This window comes from Flavobacterium sp. 9, from assembly GCF_002754195.1.
Lineage (GTDB): Bacteria > Bacteroidota > Bacteroidia > Flavobacteriales > Flavobacteriaceae > Flavobacterium.
The window spans coordinates 3,478,445-3,496,055 of the sequence record NZ_PEEU01000001.1; the positions used below are offsets into that span (position 1 = coordinate 3,478,445).

Consider the following 17,611-nt stretch of genomic DNA (forward strand, 5'->3'; position numbering starts at 1 on the left):
TTAATATAATTATTGACAATACATTTATAATGAAAACTAATCTGGTAATGGTGTTTCATTTGTATTTAATTTTTAAATTTGTACTCTAGTTTGAAGAGTAACAATTCAAACGATAATTTTAAAAAGATAAGAAATTATGGCATTAGCAATAACAGATGCTACTTTTGATGAAGTAGTTTTGAAATCAGATAAACCAGTAATGGTAGATTTTTGGGCAGCATGGTGTGGTCCTTGTAGAATGGTTGGTCCAATCATCGACCAAATCAGCGAAGAGTACGCAGGTAAAGTAGTTGTTGGTAAAGTAGACGTAGATGCAAACCAAGAATTCGCTGCAAAATATGGTGTGCGTAACATACCAACCGTTTTGGTTTTTCATAACGGTGAAGTAGTAGGAAAACAAGTAGGAGTTGCTCCGAAACAAACCTACGCAGATAGTTTAGACGCTTTGTTGTAATCGTAAGATTATGATTTATATAAAAGAGGTTTGGCGAAAGTCAAGCCTTTTTTATTGGAATAAAATTGAGAGTAATTTCTAAACATATAGAATTATAAAAGAAATGTGTTTCTTTTTAAAAAAAACTTGGCGTCTCTGCGTCTTTGCGCGATTATAATTTTAAGCGTTTTTATTGGTGGTGTGAAATTTGCGCGCAAAGACGCAAAGGCGCCAAGTTTAAAAATCTATCGCGTAAAAAAGCTTTAGAATGTAATCGTGAAAGTGGTTCCTGAATCTTGCAGAGATTTGACTTCGATTTTGCAATTTATGGCTGTAGCCAAATCCCGAATCAAATGCAATCCTAAACCGGATTTGATTCCTATAACTTCTGAATCGTCGTATAGAGCTTTGAATTGTTCCTGAGTTCCGCCTGGACCATTGTCTGTAATCGAAAGATAAGTTTGATTGTTTTCCTGCCAGGCTTTCCAGATTATTTTGCCGTTTTGGGTTTTGTCAAGTGCTTTTATGGCATTTCCAGTTAAGTTTCTGCTGATGGTTTTTAAGTAATTCTCATCTGTATTTAGAATAATATTTTGCGGATTTTCGAATAAAATTTCGATGTTTTCTATACTCGAAAAATGGTTTTTCATTTCGTCAAAGACAACACTTATTGGGATTTCTTTAAAATGAGGTTTGAAATTTTCCATCTGGCTTTTGCTCCACAACAAAATATCTTCCATTGAGGATAATAGATTTTCTGCTCCCGAAATCACTTTCGTTTGCATGCGCAAAGCGGTGGCTTCATCAATAAGTTCCGGATTCTCTTTTTGAAGATGTAGAAAGTGAATTAAATTCGAAACAGGACTTCTCAAATCATGATTTAAAATACTAAAAAATCGTGCTTTTATTTTATTGGCTTCGTCGAGTTCGTGATTCAAAAGCTGTAATTTCTCATTGGTTTTTTTACGATTCTGGCTTTGTTTGAATACTAATAATACAATTATTCCAACGAGAATTAATCCCGAAATCAGAAAGATCCTCTGCTTTTTGGCTTCTTCAATTTGAATATTTTTAAAGGTATTTTGAGCCGAAAGATTTTTTATTTCCTGTCCTTTTGTTCGGTTTTGATAACGTGCTTCGGCATTAGCAATGTTCTTGCTGGCAGATTCCTGCATGATTTCGTCATTAATCTTGCTGTAATTTTCGTTGTATTCATAGGCTTTTTTCCAAAGTCCCAAAGCAGCGTAACTTTGAGATAGTTTCTTGTTGATCGTAACATAAGATTCCTTGTCGTAGGTAAAAGCATTTTTTGAAGCAAGTGTCAAAGTTTCAATAGCTTTTTTATAATCTCCTTTTTCATATAAAACTCTTCCCATTGTTGTGTTCGCTTCCATTATAATTTCTTCATCGGTCGATTTTTGTCCTAATGAAACTGCTTTTTTAGCATAATTATAAGCAATGTCGATTTTGTTCTGTGTAATATAATATTCGGAAAGACTTCTATTGGCTAAACTCAAATTCAGAAACAAAGAATCTTTGGCGGAAGGATACGTATTAATTAGCTTGTAATATTTTTGAATGCTGTCGATTTTCTTTAACGGAACAAAACATTGCAAATAATAATTGCATAAAAATGCTTTGACGTACGGCGATTTTATATAAGGTTTTGATTCGTTTAAGTATTCAATTCCTTTATCATATTGCTTCATTTTTGTGTACGCACTTGCAATCTGACTGTATGATATTCCAATGTTTTCGTAATTTGCTTCGCTTTTTTCGAGTTGCTTTTTATAGTTTATTGCTTTTAATTGATAACTAATAAAAGTGTCATAATCGTAATTGTCCATGTAATATTCGGCAACACTCCCGTTAAGGACAGCTTGAGAATAAGTGCTTTTTGTAGTGTCTAATACTGTTTTGATGTAATCAATTAAATGATCTCTTTTTGCAGTTGCATTAAGAGAATAATACATATAATTAAGACGCATCAAAGTGTTGGTTTCTATTTTAAGATGTCGGGCCTTTTTAGCATATTTCCATGATAACTCATAATTGTCTACTGCTTTTTGATATTGATTGTTGCTGAATTCATACGCATATCCTTTAAAATAATAGAACTTACCCAAAAAAGCAGGGTGTTTTTGAGAGAGGTTTATTCCTTTATCAGCGCTAATTATAAGTTTTGGATAATCGTCTAAATTCTTAACGTCGTTGCAGAATTTAACCCAGGCTTTAAGTTTTTCGGGTTGCGTTTTATATTTTGCCAGAATAGGTTCTTGCTGTGCGACAACAGTTAAGTTGATGAAAAACAAAAACAAGAACCCCATTTTTTTCATGAGAACAGATTTAGGTTTTCTTTATAACTTCTGCCAACGGGAATCGTAATATTATTGTTTAGAAGAATTTCGGTCGAATTTATTTTCTGAATGAATTGCTTCTGAACAGCAAAACTTCTATGAATTCGGATAAAAGATTGAAAATGATCTTCCTTCAAAAGATTGCCAATACTCGACAAAACGCAATGTCTTTTTTTGTCTGTAATAATTAAGGTATAATCTTTTAAAGCTTCGAGATATAAAATTTCGTGTAGTTTGACTTTCGTCTGATCGTGACCTTCTTTTATATAAATGGTGTCACCGCCAATACTTGCTTCAAAAAGTGAGGCTTTCAGTTTAATTTCCATAAACTCTTCGATTCGGCTTATGGTTTGGGTAAATCGATCCAATTTTAAAGGTTTTACGATAAAATCGAGTGTTTCTATTTCGAAACTTTCTACCGCATGTTCAGGATGTGCCGTTATAAAAATACAAACCGGAATTTCTAAGGCTTGTTTTCTGAATTCGATTCCGTTCAAAACCGGCATATCAATATCCAGAAACAAGATATCAATCTTTTCTTTTTCGATAAATAAAAATGCATCTTCTGCCGATTCAAAAACACCTAAAATATCCAAAATCGGAAATTTTTTGGCAAACGATAACACCGTAAGTCTGTCAATTTCGTCATCGTCGATAATAATACAAGTGTATTTTTTGGTCATTTGATTCGGTTTTATTGTTATCTGTCTATTTAAAATGTTGTTTGTCTATTGGTGGTTTTTCTGCCCGTTTTAATCCTGCAAATTTGTTTTGTAATTAAGCCTTCAGATAAAATAAATATTCTTTTTCTATCATTTGGCTTTTACAAAAATAACGCTATTGAATTAAAAATTAACCATTTAATGGATTATTAAAACCAAATTATTATGAAAATTACCAAAACCATTTTTGCCATTTTATTACTTACTATTTTTTCAACTTCATGCAGCAGCGATGACGGAAAAGACGGAGTTGATGGACAAGTAGGAGCAACCGGAACGGCAAATGTTATTTATAGCGCATGGATAACGGCGCCAGCAGCGGCTGCAGAAACAATAGATGGAACTTCAGGGATGTCTACTACTATTAATGCACCGGAATTGTCTGATGATATTCTTTCAAAAGGAACCATATTAGTGTATGTATCTTTTGGAATTGGTACCTATACATTGCCTTATACTTCGACAGCTGGCGGATTTGTGAATACAATTACGGCTATTTCTACTCTAAAGAAAATCAAATTGTTCAGATATAGACATGATGGAGGAGGAACTGTAGGTCTTCCATCAACTCTTAACTGGCGTTATATCTTGATTCCGGGCGGCGTTGCTGCGGCGACATCGAAAGAAGCCAAATTAGATTATACTAAAATGAGTTACGAAGAAGTTTGTACGCATTTTAATATTCAAAAATAGTTTTCTCAAAAGGAAATAAAAGCATTTAAAAACCAAATAAATAACCAGTTAATTAATTTATCATGAAAACTTTAAAAACGATTTTAGCGCTTTTATTACTGGCGCTGTTAACGATTTCATGCAGCGGTGATGATGACAATAATAATAATAAAGTTCCGGTTACTTATGTGGCCGAAAATCCTTTAGATTCTTATCTGGCAACTTCAGGATTTAATCAAAAAGCAGTGGATGTTAAAAATGAAGGATTTTATGAGTTTGGCTTTAGCTTTAAGCCAACGGTGACAGGTAAAATAACTTCTGTTTTTGCAAAAATGCCAGATACAAATACTGCTTTAAGAATTACGCTATGGGATGCATCAACGAAAACAGTTATACATTCTGAAAAAATGTTTGTTTCTGTAGCAAATATGGCTTTCGAAAAAACAATAGTACCTATTCAGGTTACTAAAGATAAAGAATATTTTTTATCGGTTTATAGTGATGACTGGATCTCCAGAACAAAAACGGACGGATCTTCGACAACTTATCCTATTGTGGCGGGAAATATTATAATTACCGGATATGCATATTCACTAAGTTCGGCAACAGAACCTGTTTATCCGTCAACCAAGAGGTATGATTATTATGCAGGAGATTTTTCTTTTCTGTTTAAACAAACAGAATAATAGATCTTTTTTTCTAATTGATTTTCTAAAAATTGCATGTTTAATAAACCTCAAACCTAAATTATTATGAAAGCCTTAAAACCTTTTTTACCGCTTTTGATATTCACATTTTTGATACTCATACTCGTGACAATGTCTTATATTACAGACGATAACAAAGCAGAACGTTTTACCTATAATGAAGGAAATTCTCTCACGACTTACATGGCGTTATCAGGATTTTATGAAAAAGCTGAAGTCACGAACAATGTTCCGGTTTTTTCTAAGCCTAGATTTAGATTTAAACCAAGTACTACAGGTAATATAAATTCTTTTAGTGTGAGTATTCCAGATATAAATCCTGCTTTAAGAGTTGCTTTATGGGATACAACTTTGAAATTTCAACAAACTGAATAATTTCATTTTTGGATAGCTTGAATTAGTAAGTTTGGAAAAGGTTTGGCGCAAGTCAGACCTTTTTTTATTTTAGCCACAGATTGAAAAGACTAAAATGATTTTTTTAATCTGTGAAAATCATTTAATCTGTGGCGAACTTTTTTTATTTTTACGAATCATATATTCCTTTAAAAATGAAAATTTTCTACAGCTTTCTTTGTGTTCTTGCATTTACTATAAATGGTTTTTCTCAATCGAAACAAAAAGAAAATCTTGTTTTAGATAATGGTGTTTCAGAGCAAATGGCAATTTTTCGAAAACATCAAATCTCTAATGTAACTTATGGACTTTCGTTTGAGATTCCGAAAGAAAAACAACAGGAAATTAATTCGAATCTAACTTTGAATTTAACGATTTCTGATTTAAGTGAGCCGTTATATTTAGATTTTAAAGAGAAAACTCAGAATATAAAATCTATTCAGGTTAACGGAAAAAGTGCTGCAATTCTTCATGAGAAAGGACATATTGTAATTTCTGCTAGAGAGTTAGTTTTAGGAAAAAACACTGTCGAAATTTCGTTTATAGCAGGAGATTTGTCTTTAAATAGAAATGATGATTTCTTATATACTTTACTAGTTCCGGATCGCGCTAGTACATTATTCCCTTGTTTTGATCAGCCTGATATTAAAGCAACTTACAAATTGAGTTTAACGGTTCCAAAAGATTGGTCGGTTTTGGCTGGAGCCGATGTAAAAGAGAAAGTAGAAAAAGGAGATTTTACGGCTTATACTTTTGGTGAATCAGACAAAATGAGCACTTATTTGTTTTCGTTTGTAGACGGAAAATTCAAAACGGTAACTCAGAAACCAGGAAATCGAGAAATGACGATGTTGTATCGTGAAAACAACGAAGAGAAAATAAGAGTAAGTACCGATACTATTTTTAATTTGCACAAACAATCACTAGACTTTTTAGAAAAATATACCAACTATAAATTTCCATTTCAGAAGTTAGATTTTGCTTTGATTCCCGTTTTTCAATATGGCGGAATGGAACATGTTGGCGCAATTCAGTACAAAGAATCAAGTCTTTTTTTGGATAATAGCGCAACTGATAGCGAGAAACTTGATCGTGCGAAATTAATCGCGCATGAAACATCGCATATGTGGTTTGGCGATTTGGTCACTATGAAATGGTTTGATGATGTCTGGATGAAAGAAGTGTTTGCAAACTTTATGGCAGACAAAATCATGAATCCAATTTTTCCGAAGATTAATCATAATCTACAATTTTTAACGGCACATTATCCTAACGCTTACGCGGAAGATCGTTCGTTAGGCACACATCCGATAAAACAACATTTAGCGAATTTAAAAGATGCCGGTTCGCTTTATGGAGCCATTATTTATAATAAAGCGCCAATAATGATGCGTCAATTAGAAGCTACTATGGGAAAGGAAGCTTTTCAGAAAGGAATCGAAAAATACATTAAAAAATACGCAAACGATAATGCCAATTGGAGTAATCTGGTAGAAATTCTGGATGCTGAAACGCCGCTTGATATACAAGAATGGAGTGATGCTTGGGTGAATAGATATGGGAGAGCGATTTTTAATGATCAGATAAAATATGATGCTCAAAACCGAATTTCGTCATTTGAAATTTGGCAGGAGGCAGAAGGTAAATCTGTGAATTTCTGGCCTCAGATCTTTGATATTGGTCTGGTATATCCTGATCAGGTAAAAGTGCTTAGTGTTAATATAAAAGACAGGAAGTTATCACTGAAAGAAGCTATTGGATTTGAAAAACCGCTTAGTATCATTTACAATTACAATGGTTTTGGTTACGGCGTTTTTCCGCTTGACAGAAATAATATCGAATCGGTTCTATCTTTGAAAGATGAGGTTGCCAGAGCTTCAACTTATATTAATATTTATGAAAATGCCTTAACGGGAAATGTTGCACCAAAGAAAGTTTTTGATTGTTTTGTAAAAGGAATTCAGCAAGAAGAAAACGAGTTGGTTCTTAAAGTAATTACCAATCAAACAAGTAATGTGTTTTGGAAATTCTTAACGGAAAAACAACAAATTAAAGCGCAGAAACAACTTGAAGATGTTTTGTACGAACGTTTACAAGCAAATTTATCAAGTAATGTAAAAAAGACATTGTTTAATTTGTTCAGCTCGATTGCGTATTCAGATTCGGCGAAAGCCAAATTATATCAGATTTGGAATAAAGAAATTGCGATTCCAGGTTTAAAACTCAATGAAGACGATTATGCCAATATTGCAATGAATCTCGCAATATTCAAGCATGAAAAAGCAGATGAAATCCTGAATAAAACCAAAACAACAATCACAAATCCGGACAAACAAAAGCGATTTGAGTTTTTATTACCTTCTTTATCGAATGACGAAGCGGTTCGAAATGCTTTTATGGAATCCTTAAAAGAAGATAAAAACAGAGAAAAAGAAGCGTGGGTTTCTGTTGGCTTGGCTAATTTTAATCATCCGTTGCGTCAGAAAAGTGCTCAAAAGTATATTAGATTTTCATTAGATTTGGTGGATGAAATTCAGCGCACGGGAGATATTTTCTTTCCAAAAGATTGGTTGAGTAATACCGTTGGAAAATATTCGTCGAAATATGCTTTTGATGAAGTGCAGCGATTCTTAAAAGAAAAGCCTAATTTTAGTCCAATTCTGAAAAGGAAATTATTGCAGGCGACGGACGGTTTGTACCGCGCACAAAATATTAAAAAAGAAACCGAATGAAAATTGAATCGGAAATAGAGAAAGTCTCCAGTTTTCAGCATCTCGAAATGCTGGCAAACCAGGTTGTAGAAGGTTTTATATCAGGAATGCATAAGAGTCCGTTTCATGGATTTTCGGCTGAATTTGCTGAGCATAAAGTTTATAATGCAGGTGAAAGCACAAAACATATCGATTGGAAATTATTTGCAAAAACAGATCGTTTATACACCAAACGTTATGAGGAAGAAACCAATTTGCGTTGTCATCTTATAGTTGATAATTCGTCGTCGATGCATTATCCGGAATTAAAATCTGGTCAGCCTTTTTATGAAAAGAAGATTGGTTTTGCAGTTTTGGCATCGGCGGTTTTGATGAATATCTTAAAGAAACAGCGTGATGCGGTGGGTTTAAGTGTTTTCTCAGACAGTTACGAATATTATGCTCCCGAAAAAGGAAGTGATCGCCATCATAGAATGTTGCTCAATAAATTAGAGCAATTATTAGAGCAGCCAAAAGTCAAAAAAACAACGGATACAATTACATATCTGCATCAAATTGCGGAGAAAATGCATCGTCGTTCGATGATTATCATATTTACGGATATGTTTCAGTCAGAAGATGATGAGAAGTTGTTCAATGCTTTGCAGCATTTAAAGCACAATAAGCATAAAGTGGTTTTGTTTCACGTTGTAGATGATAAAACAGAGCTTAAATTTGACTTTGATAACGCGCCTCGAAAGTTTATTGACTTAGAATCTGGTGAAGAAGTATCGATTTTTGCCGATAATGTTAAAGTAGAATATGAAAAAAGGGCAGAAGAGTACTTTAAAAAACTGTCTTTGACTTGTGCGAAGAACCAAATTAAGTACGTTCCGGTGAATGTTGGCGATAATTTTGAAAAAATATTGACTACATATTTAGTTGAAAAACAAAACTTTGGCTAAAGATTTAAAAATATATTTAATTTTTTTTATCAAAACGCTTGCAGAAATGAAATTCTGTACTATCTTTGCAACCGCAATAACGCAGAGGTTTGGTAGTTCAGTTGGTTAGAATACATGCCTGTCACGCATGGGGTCGCGGGTTCGAGTCCCGTCCAGACCGCAATATTGGGAAAAGCCTTTCTTAACGGAAAGGCTTTTTTGCCCAAATACGGTATCTAAGATTAGTTGTGTTGTTTTGCTACGACTTTGTAACTCGTAGCTGGTTTAGTAGTTAGACCAATGAAAAGCTTTCCACTTTTGTGGATGGCTTTTTTGATTTAAGACATATCGAGATTTTTGTTTAACCGCAAAGAAGCGCTAAGATTTACGCAAAGTCCGCAAAGTTTTTATAAGCTTTGCGGATTTTGTGTTTTTACTAAAAACAGCAAATTGATATTTCAATTATAGCACAAGGTTTCAACCTTGGGAAAGGAATAGTTGAAATATTGATGGTTGTTGTGTTTTAATGATTGCGACCGTTTGTTGAATAATGAAAGAATTGATGTTGGGTTTGAAATTGGTTTTGGAGTGTTGGAGAAAAATGAAAAATGAGTAAGTATGAAGTTGTTTTGTTGGGTGTCTTAGTGTTTAATGTTAGTTTTTTTTAGTGTTACTAATTCTGTCCTATATTATAACAAAGATTTCACTAGTCAAAGCAATTCGATTTGATTGATTTAAAAGTTGAATAATATGACTCGTCAGTTCTTGCTTGCGAGTTTTTTTTGTTTTGTACTTTATATATAGGTATAGTCTTTAGATGTTGATGTAAATAGTTTTCTAAAGCGGTTGGGTGTTGAATCTGTTTGTTTGAATTTTTAGGAGCTATTTCCTGCTATGTACTGCAATCTTTTGCTTTTTAAAGAAAAAAGTAAAAGGATTTCCTCCCGACGCTTCGGGACTATCGGGGCTAGGGTGTCAGTTTTCAAAAGAAGTGTGTCTATTATATAGGTAGAGAATGAAATTTTGCGTCTTCGCGAGATTGATAAGGTTTCAGTAAAAGAACTTCGTGTCTTAGTGTTTTTGCTGTAAAACTCCATAAAAACGAATAAAACGGCTAAAAAGCACTTTTTGCTATCATTGTAAAGTTATCAAAGAAGCGGGAAAAAAGCTGCGAAGCCAATAAAAAAGGCATTGCTACTACTGATTGCATTATGGAAACTACAAAGTGTATAAGAAAAATCTTAAAATCAATAAAAAGATAAAATCGCTAAGTTTGCTGTTATGAGAATGTTAAGAAAAAGTTTTGAAAAAGATTAAAAATAGTTGAGAAAAGGTATTGTTTAAGCGAATAAAGAGTGTACTTTTGCACCCGCAACAGCGATAGACGCTCTTCGAAATACTGACAAGCAAAGGAATTGAAATTGAAAATTTATTTTCAAAAAAGATTAAAAAAAGCTTGTGAGATTCGAAAAGGGATATTACATTTGCACCCCGCAAAACACGGAAAGTTCATTGAAAGATTGGTAAATAAAGAAGTTAAAAGAGACGAAAATTTTCTTAAAAAAAACTTCAAAAAACATTTGCCAGTTAGAAATAAGTTTTCTACTTTTGCACCCGCTTTGAGAGACAAGTGAAAAGAAAAAGAAATACACGTTCGTAGACATATTGAATTGACAGCCGTTTTAACAGAGATGTTAAAACAAAAGAATAAGAGTAATAGAATCGAGAGATTTGAAAAGAACCGATAGATATCATCGCAATATAATATTAAAATATACGATGAAGAGTTTGATCCTGGCTCAGGATGAACGCTAGCGGCAGGCTTAACACATGCAAGTCGAGGGGTATATTTCTTCGGAATTAGAGACCGGCGCACGGGTGCGTAACGCGTATGCAATCTACCTTTTACAGAGGGATAGCCCAGAGAAATTTGGATTAATACCTCATAGTATTATGAAATGGCATCATTTTATAATTAAAGTCACAACGGTAAAAGATGAGCATGCGTCCCATTAGCTAGTTGGTAAGGTAACGGCTTACCAAGGCTACGATGGGTAGGGGTCCTGAGAGGGAGATCCCCCACACTGGTACTGAGACACGGACCAGACTCCTACGGGAGGCAGCAGTGAGGAATATTGGACAATGGGCGCAAGCCTGATCCAGCCATGCCGCGTGCAGGATGACGGTCCTATGGATTGTAAACTGCTTTTATACGAGAAGAAACACTGCTTCGTGAAGCAGCTTGACGGTATCGTAAGAATAAGGATCGGCTAACTCCGTGCCAGCAGCCGCGGTAATACGGAGGATCCAAGCGTTATCCGGAATCATTGGGTTTAAAGGGTCCGTAGGCGGTTTAATAAGTCAGTGGTGAAAGCCCATCGCTCAACGGTGGAACGGCCATTGATACTGTTAAACTTGAATTATTAGGAAGTAACTAGAATATGTAGTGTAGCGGTGAAATGCTTAGAGATTACATGGAATACCAATTGCGAAGGCAGGTTACTACTAATGGATTGACGCTGATGGACGAAAGCGTGGGTAGCGAACAGGATTAGATACCCTGGTAGTCCACGCCGTAAACGATGGATACTAGCTGTTGGAAGCAATTTCAGTGGCTAAGCGAAAGTGATAAGTATCCCACCTGGGGAGTACGTTCGCAAGAATGAAACTCAAAGGAATTGACGGGGGCCCGCACAAGCGGTGGAGCATGTGGTTTAATTCGATGATACGCGAGGAACCTTACCAAGGCTTAAATGTAGTTTGACCGGTTTGGAAACAGATCTTTCGCAAGACAAATTACAAGGTGCTGCATGGTTGTCGTCAGCTCGTGCCGTGAGGTGTCAGGTTAAGTCCTATAACGAGCGCAACCCCTGTTGTTAGTTGCCAGCGAGTCATGTCGGGAACTCTAACAAGACTGCCAGTGCAAACTGTGAGGAAGGTGGGGATGACGTCAAATCATCACGGCCCTTACGCCTTGGGCTACACACGTGCTACAATGGCCGGTACAGAGAGCAGCCACTGGGCGACCAGGAGCGAATCTATAAAACCGGTCACAGTTCGGATCGGAGTCTGCAACTCGACTCCGTGAAGCTGGAATCGCTAGTAATCGGATATCAGCCATGATCCGGTGAATACGTTCCCGGGCCTTGTACACACCGCCCGTCAAGCCATGGAAGCTGGGGGTGCCTGAAGTCGGTGACCGCAAGGAGCTGCCTAGGGTAAAACTGGTAACTAGGGCTAAGTCGTAACAAGGTAGCCGTACCGGAAGGTGCGGCTGGAACACCTCCTTTCTAGAGCCTCAAATGTTAGTGGAAACACACGTTGAGGAAAAAAGATGTTTATTTAGAAGGTTCTGAATCACCAGATTCAATTACTCTTGCTGTTAGTTCAAATAATAAATTTTAAGTAAAACAGAGTCTCGTAGCTCAGCTGGTTAGAGTACTACACTGATAATGTAGGGGTCGGCAGTTCGAGTCTGCCCGGGACTACTTTTTAAATTGTTAATTATAAATTATGAATTGTAAATTATAAGAAGCAAATAAATTAAAAAGACTGTATGCTTAGAAAAAGGAAATTTTAGAAGTTGAAAGATTTAGGATCAAAAGTTCATAATTTTTAATTCACGATTTTTAATTTTTAATTAAAAAGGGGGATTAGCTCAGCTGGCTAGAGCGCCTGCCTTGCACGCAGGAGGTCAACGGTTCGACTCCGTTATTCTCCACTGATTTACTGTGAAGATAGTAAATAAAAGTTCATTGACATATTGAGATAAGAAAATAATAAAAAGTAGAAAGCGTTTTTTACAATTTATTGTAAAAAGCAAAAAAAAACGGTCATAATTAATTTTATGATTGGTACAATAAGCAAAATAAGGGCGTATGGGGGATGCCTAGGCTCTCAGAGGCGATGAAAGGCGTGATAAGCTGCGAAAAGCTACGGGGACGGGCACACACCGATTGATCCGTAGATACCTGAATGGGGCAACCCACTATGTTGAAGACATAGTACACCGATAGGTGGGCAAACCCGCTGAACTGAAACATCTAAGTAGGCGGAGGAGAAGAAAACAAAAGTGATTCCGTAAGTAGTGGCGAGCGAACGCGGATTAGCCCAAACCAATGATGTTACGGCATTGTTGGGGTTGTAGGACCACGACATTTTATGTACAAGGAACCGGAAGTTACTGGAAAGTGACACCATAGAGGGTGATAGTCCCGTATGGGTAACAAGTATAATAGATAGTGGGATCCTGAGTAGGGCGGGGCACGTGAAACCCTGTCTGAATTTGGCGGGACCATCCGCTAAGGCTAAATACTCCTGAGAGACCGATAGTGAACCAGTACCGTGAGGGAAAGGTGAAAAGAACCGTGAATAACGGAGTGAAATAGATCCTGAAACCATACGCTTACAAGCGGTCGGAGCCCTTTCGTGGGGTGACGGCGTGCCTTTTGCATAATGAGCCTACGAGTTAACGTTGCTGGCAAGGTTAAGTGGTTAAGCCACGGATCCGTAGCGAAAGCGAGTCTGAATAGGGCGCTTTAGTCAGTAGTGTTAGACGCGAAACCGTGTGATCTACCCATGGGCAGGTTGAAGCTGTGGTAACACACAGTGGAGGACCGAACCGGTTGACGTTGAAAAGTCTTCGGATGACCTGTGGGTAGGGGTGAAAGGCCAATCAAACTCGGAAATAGCTCGTACTCCCCGAAATGCATTTAGGTGCAGCGTTATGCATAAAGTTATATAGAGGTAGAGCTACTGATTGGATGCGGGGGCTTCACCGCCTACCAATTCCTGACAAACTCCGAATGCTATATAATGTTTCATAACAGTGAGGGCTTGGGTGCTAAGGTCCAAGTCCGAGAGGGAAAGAACCCAGACCATCAGCTAAGGTCCCCAAATATACGCTAAGTTGAAAGAACGAGGTTTGTCTGCCCAGACAGCTAGGATGTTGGCTTGGAAGCAGCCATTCATTTAAAGAGTGCGTAACAGCTCACTAGTCGAGCGGACGAGCATGGATAATAATCGGGCATAAGCGTATTACCGAAGCTATGGATTTACAGTTTACTGTAAGTGGTAGGGGAGCATTCTAACAGGGTTGAAGGTGTATCGTAAGGTATGCTGGACTGGTTAGAAAAGAAAATGTAGGCATAAGTAACGATAATGCGGGCGAGAAACCCGCACACCGAAAAACTAAGGTTTCCACAGCTATGCTAATCAGCTGTGGGTTAGTCTGGTCCTAAGGCGAACCCGAAAGGGACAGTCGATGGCTAACGGGTTAATATTCCCGTACTACTAATTACTGTGATGGGGTGACGGAGTGATGAAAGCGCCGCGAACTGACGGAATAGTTCGTTGAAGTACCTACCTATAAGATCTGCAGGCAAATCCACAGATCTTGGGGAAATACGATAGTACTCGGAGTCTTCGGACAAAGAGATAGTGCGCCTAAGGGCTTCCAAGAAAAACCTCTAAACTTCAGGTAATTAGTACCAGTACCGTAAACCGACACAGGTAGTTGAGGAGAGAATCCTAAGGTGCTCGAGAGATTCATGGCTAAGGAATTAGGCAAAATAGACCTGTAACTTCGGGAGAAAGGTCGCCAGCGCAAGCTGGCCGCAGTGAAGAGGTCCAGGCGACTGTTTATCAAAAACACAGGGCTCTGCAAAATCGTAAGATGAAGTATAGGGCCTGACACCTGCCCGGTGCTGGAAGGTTAAGAGGAGATGTTATCTTCGGAGAAGCATTGAATTGAAGCCCCAGTAAACGGCGGCCGTAACTATAACGGTCCTAAGGTAGCGAAATTCCTTGTCGGGTAAGTTCCGACCTGCACGAATGGTGTAACGATCTGGACACTGTCTCAGCCATGAGCTCGGTGAAATTGTAGTAACGGTGAAGATGCCGTTTACCCGCAGTGGGACGAAAAGACCCTGTGCACCTTTACTATAGCTTAGTATTGACCTTGGATAAATGATGTGTAGGATAGGTTGGAGACTGTGAAGTGGCGTCGCCAGGCGTTGTGGAGTCATTGTTGAAATACAACCCTTTGTTTATCTGAGGCCTAACCCCATATTGTGGGGGACATTGCTTGGTGGGTAGTTTGACTGGGGTGGTCGCCTCCAAAAGAGTAACGGAGGCTTCTAAAGGTTCCCTCAGTACGCTTGGTAACCGTGCGTAGAGTGCAATGGCATAAGGGAGCTTGACTGAGAGACATACAGGTCGATCAGGTACGAAAGTAGAGCATAGTGATCCGGTGGTTCCGCATGGAAGGGCCATCGCTCAAAGGATAAAAGGTACGCCGGGGATAACAGGCTGATCTCCCCCAAGAGCTCATATCGACGGGGGGGTTTGGCACCTCGATGTCGGCTCGTCACATCCTGGGGCTGGAGAAGGTCCCAAGGGTTGGGCTGTTCGCCCATTAAAGTGGCACGCGAGCTGGGTTCAGAACGTCGTGAGACAGTTCGGTCTCTATCTACTGTGGGCGTTAGAAATTTGAGTGGATCTGATTCTAGTACGAGAGGACCGAATTGGACAAACCTCTAGTGTATCTGTTGTCCCGCCAGGGGCACCGCAGAGTAGCTACGTTTGGAAGGGATAAGCGCTGAAAGCATATAAGCGCGAAACCCACCACAAGATGAGATTTCTTTTAAGGATCGTGGAAGATGACCACGTTGATAGGTTATAGATGTAAAGGCAGTAATGTCATAGTCGAGTAGTACTAATAATCCGTAAGCTTATGTACACCCTTTTCCCGCACCGCAAGGTGCGGGGAGAAACTTTCTAAATACTTTTATGTTTCTTTATCTCAGTATGTTAAGATATTCTTTAATTGATAATTAACAATTTATAATTGACAATTAACAATTAAAAAGTTGCCTAAAGCAACTAACGACCTTAAGGTGGTTATTGCGGCGGGGCTCACCTCTTCCCATCCCGAACAGAGTAGTTAAGCCCGCCTGCGCAGATGGTACTGCAGTTATGTGGGAGAGTATGTCGTCGCCTTTCTTTAGAAAACCCTATCCAATCCGGATAGGGTTTTTTGTTTTATAACACTTTTTCTCTTTTTTCTGTTGAAAAATGAACTTCTTTATACCTCAGAGTGCGTTAGGGATGGGAGCGATATCCTTTTGTGATAACCTAAATTTCTTATTTTCTACAAAAACCACTATCACAAAAGATTTAGTGGACAGCCCGACCCAAAGGGAAACGCCATAAATATTAAAACTTCTTTCATATCTTCGATTATATTTTGCTTGCATGAGTAATTGATTGTTAAAATCTTTAGTTTTTCATTGGTACTTGATGGTAATTTTTTGTAATGCTTTTAAAGCTAATTTTTTAACTTGAAACTTATCTTTGGCTTATACAGATTTTGGTAAGCATCTCTTTGAGCTTAATTGTATGAAATTAGCTACCTAAAACGCTCTTTTTTTATAGTTTGATCGGTTTTGAGTCCGGAAACAAGAGATATTATAGAGTTTTTTTCATCTTTGAGTTCCTTGTTGGTCAAAATATTGTAAAGTTTACCTTGAGATAAATTCACTTCATCGATAGATAAATTCTCAGGGTAAATAATCCCCTAGTAAACAGTTCGCATGGAACTTTGGTATTAAAGTGACTCTGGTGTTTTTATATTGTCTTTGAAGTTTTATTGTTGAGACCAGAGAAGATTCCAATAATATATCAGTCTGTAATCTTTTTATCAATTTTTTTTAAAGTCGTAAACTCCTGACTTATGTACATTACTTTGATGAAACTCAATCTCAATCTTTTTTAGTAATTTCTCCTTTTTGTTAGACGAAGAATGTCTTTTAATATATAAATACGTAAACTTTATCTCTTAAGAGAAAATCGTGAATAGTAATCTCATCTAGGAAGGATTTAGAAAGTAGTTTAAAATGTATTAAATTCTTGCGGAGGTTTTATTTTTTACTCAAAGTACAGATGTAATACTTTCCCCCTGTGTTATTGGTAGAAATTACTTAAAAAAAGCTACTGAAAAATCGGGGAACATGAATTTTAAAAGATCTACAGGAGTAATGTCAAATTCTATTTTTATTTTGACATTTGTCTTCTGGTTTTGCTCTTGATTCGTGATCGCACAAGTTTTTGTTTTGGGAAATGGATGATTGAGATGATGATATTTGTTGCATTTCAATGGTTAAAACTATTGGCAATGCTTAATTGAAGAAGTTTTTTTTATACGAAAAAACTTAATTAAAATTTTGGATATCGCCAAAAATCTATTTGTTTCGGTAAAATTTGAAAATTTTATAGTTTGGAATTTATTTAAAATCAGCTTATTAAAAATATTTCAATTTTTATTGCTAAAAACCCTTGTATAATCCAACTTCTGGATGTATTTTTGCACTCACAATAACGCAGTTGGTTTGGTAGTTCAGTTGGTTAGAATACATGCCTGTCACGCATGGGGTCGCGGGTTCGAGTCCCGTCCAGACCGCAATATTGGAAGAAGCCTTTCTTAACGGAAAGGCTTTTTTGTTTTTATAGCTTTAAGGTTTAACCGCAAAGTTCGCTAAGGTTTAATTTTACTTTACGCATAGAAAACACAAAGTTCGCAAAGCTAGATCAACACAAAGCTTTGCGAACTTTGTGTTTTCTAAAAAGCATACTTAAAAAAACTTGGCGGACTTTGCGGTTAAATCACAGTTATTTTACACTCCAAGCTATTTATT

The 17,611-nt window shown here is 37.1% G+C and carries 8 protein-coding genes, 4 tRNA genes and 3 rRNA genes; 13 read left to right on the forward strand and 2 right to left on the reverse strand.

Annotated features, from left to right (window positions below):
* The first annotated feature begins 136 nt into the window (after window positions 1-136).
* A complete protein-coding gene (gene trxA / locus CLU81_RS14345; protein WP_041516662.1) occupies window positions 137-454 on the forward strand; it encodes a thioredoxin in 318 nt (105 codons plus the stop codon).
* Window positions 455-696: 242 nt separating this feature from the next.
* On the opposite strand, the gene CLU81_RS14350 is transcribed toward trxA, so the two are convergent.
* Complete coding sequence (locus CLU81_RS14350) at window positions 697-2,769, reverse strand: HAMP domain-containing sensor histidine kinase (RefSeq protein ID WP_099710434.1); 2,073 nt, start codon at window positions 2,767-2,769, stop codon at window positions 697-699.
* Window positions 2,766-3,473: a LytTR family DNA-binding domain-containing protein gene (locus tag CLU81_RS14355; RefSeq protein WP_099710435.1), complete on the reverse strand. Its 708-nt coding sequence runs from the start codon at window positions 3,471-3,473 to the stop codon at window positions 2,766-2,768. The genes CLU81_RS14350 and CLU81_RS14355 overlap by 4 nt, the downstream gene beginning before the upstream one ends.
* 204 nt (window positions 3,474-3,677) lie before the next feature.
* Between CLU81_RS14355 and CLU81_RS14360 the strand changes: the two genes are divergently transcribed.
* The 12 genes from CLU81_RS14360 (at window position 3,678) to CLU81_RS14420 (ending at window position 17,376) form a co-directional block, all read left to right on the forward strand.
* A complete protein-coding gene (locus tag CLU81_RS14360) occupies window positions 3,678-4,205 on the forward strand; it encodes a hypothetical protein (protein WP_099710436.1) in 528 nt (175 codons plus the stop codon).
* A 62-nt stretch (window positions 4,206-4,267) separates the two neighbouring features.
* Complete coding sequence (locus tag CLU81_RS14365; protein ID WP_099710437.1) at window positions 4,268-4,870, forward strand: DUF4082 domain-containing protein; 603 nt, start codon at window positions 4,268-4,270, stop codon at window positions 4,868-4,870.
* Between the two features lie 66 nt (window positions 4,871-4,936).
* Window positions 4,937-5,266: a hypothetical protein gene (locus tag CLU81_RS14370; RefSeq protein WP_144444505.1), complete on the forward strand. Its 330-nt coding sequence runs from the start codon at window positions 4,937-4,939 to the stop codon at window positions 5,264-5,266.
* 173 nt (window positions 5,267-5,439) lie between these two features.
* A complete protein-coding gene (locus tag CLU81_RS14375; RefSeq protein ID WP_099710439.1) occupies window positions 5,440-8,016 on the forward strand; it encodes a M1 family aminopeptidase in 2,577 nt (858 codons plus the stop codon).
* Window positions 8,013-8,939, forward strand: a complete 927-nt coding sequence (locus CLU81_RS14380; protein ID WP_099710440.1) for a DUF58 domain-containing protein — start codon at window positions 8,013-8,015, stop codon at window positions 8,937-8,939. The genes CLU81_RS14375 and CLU81_RS14380 overlap by 4 nt, the downstream gene beginning before the upstream one ends.
* A gap of 86 nt (window positions 8,940-9,025) precedes the next feature.
* Window positions 9,026-9,099 (forward strand) — tRNA-Asp (locus CLU81_RS14385).
* Window positions 9,100-10,694: 1,595 nt separating this feature from the next.
* Window positions 10,695-12,208 (forward strand): 16S ribosomal RNA (locus tag CLU81_RS14395).
* A gap of 124 nt (window positions 12,209-12,332) precedes the next feature.
* Window positions 12,333-12,406, forward strand: a tRNA-Ile gene (locus CLU81_RS14400).
* 159 nt (window positions 12,407-12,565) lie between these two features.
* Window positions 12,566-12,639: transfer RNA gene (locus CLU81_RS14405), tRNA-Ala, on the forward strand.
* Between the two features lie 136 nt (window positions 12,640-12,775).
* Window positions 12,776-15,657: ribosomal RNA gene (locus tag CLU81_RS14410) — 23S ribosomal RNA — on the forward strand.
* A 153-nt stretch (window positions 15,658-15,810) separates the two neighbouring features.
* Window positions 15,811-15,920, forward strand: a 5S ribosomal RNA gene (rrf, locus tag CLU81_RS14415).
* The 16S, 23S and 5S rRNA genes sit together here with 2 tRNA genes alongside, the layout of an rRNA operon.
* Before the next feature lie 1,382 nt (window positions 15,921-17,302).
* Window positions 17,303-17,376: transfer RNA gene (locus CLU81_RS14420), tRNA-Asp, on the forward strand.
* Window positions 17,377-17,611 lie beyond the last annotated feature (235 nt).

What these genes read in the sequence shown, in the direction of transcription:
- trxA (WP_041516662.1), top strand. Translation starts at nt 137, where the DNA reads ATGGCATTAGCAATAACAGATGCTACTTTTGATGAAGTAGTTTTGAAA.
- CLU81_RS14350 (WP_099710434.1), bottom strand. Translation starts at nt 2,769, where the DNA reads ATGAAAAAAATGGGGTTCTTGTTTTTGTTTTTCATCAACTTAACTGTT.
- CLU81_RS14355 (WP_099710435.1), bottom strand. Translation starts at nt 3,473, where the DNA reads ATGACCAAAAAATACACTTGTATTATTATCGACGATGACGAAATTGAC.
- CLU81_RS14360 (WP_099710436.1), top strand. Translation starts at nt 3,678, where the DNA reads ATGAAAATTACCAAAACCATTTTTGCCATTTTATTACTTACTATTTTT.
- CLU81_RS14365 (WP_099710437.1), top strand. Translation starts at nt 4,268, where the DNA reads ATGAAAACTTTAAAAACGATTTTAGCGCTTTTATTACTGGCGCTGTTA.
- CLU81_RS14370 (WP_144444505.1), top strand. Translation starts at nt 4,937, where the DNA reads ATGAAAGCCTTAAAACCTTTTTTACCGCTTTTGATATTCACATTTTTG.
- CLU81_RS14375 (WP_099710439.1), top strand. Translation starts at nt 5,440, where the DNA reads ATGAAAATTTTCTACAGCTTTCTTTGTGTTCTTGCATTTACTATAAAT.
- CLU81_RS14380 (WP_099710440.1), top strand. Translation starts at nt 8,013, where the DNA reads ATGAAAATTGAATCGGAAATAGAGAAAGTCTCCAGTTTTCAGCATCTC.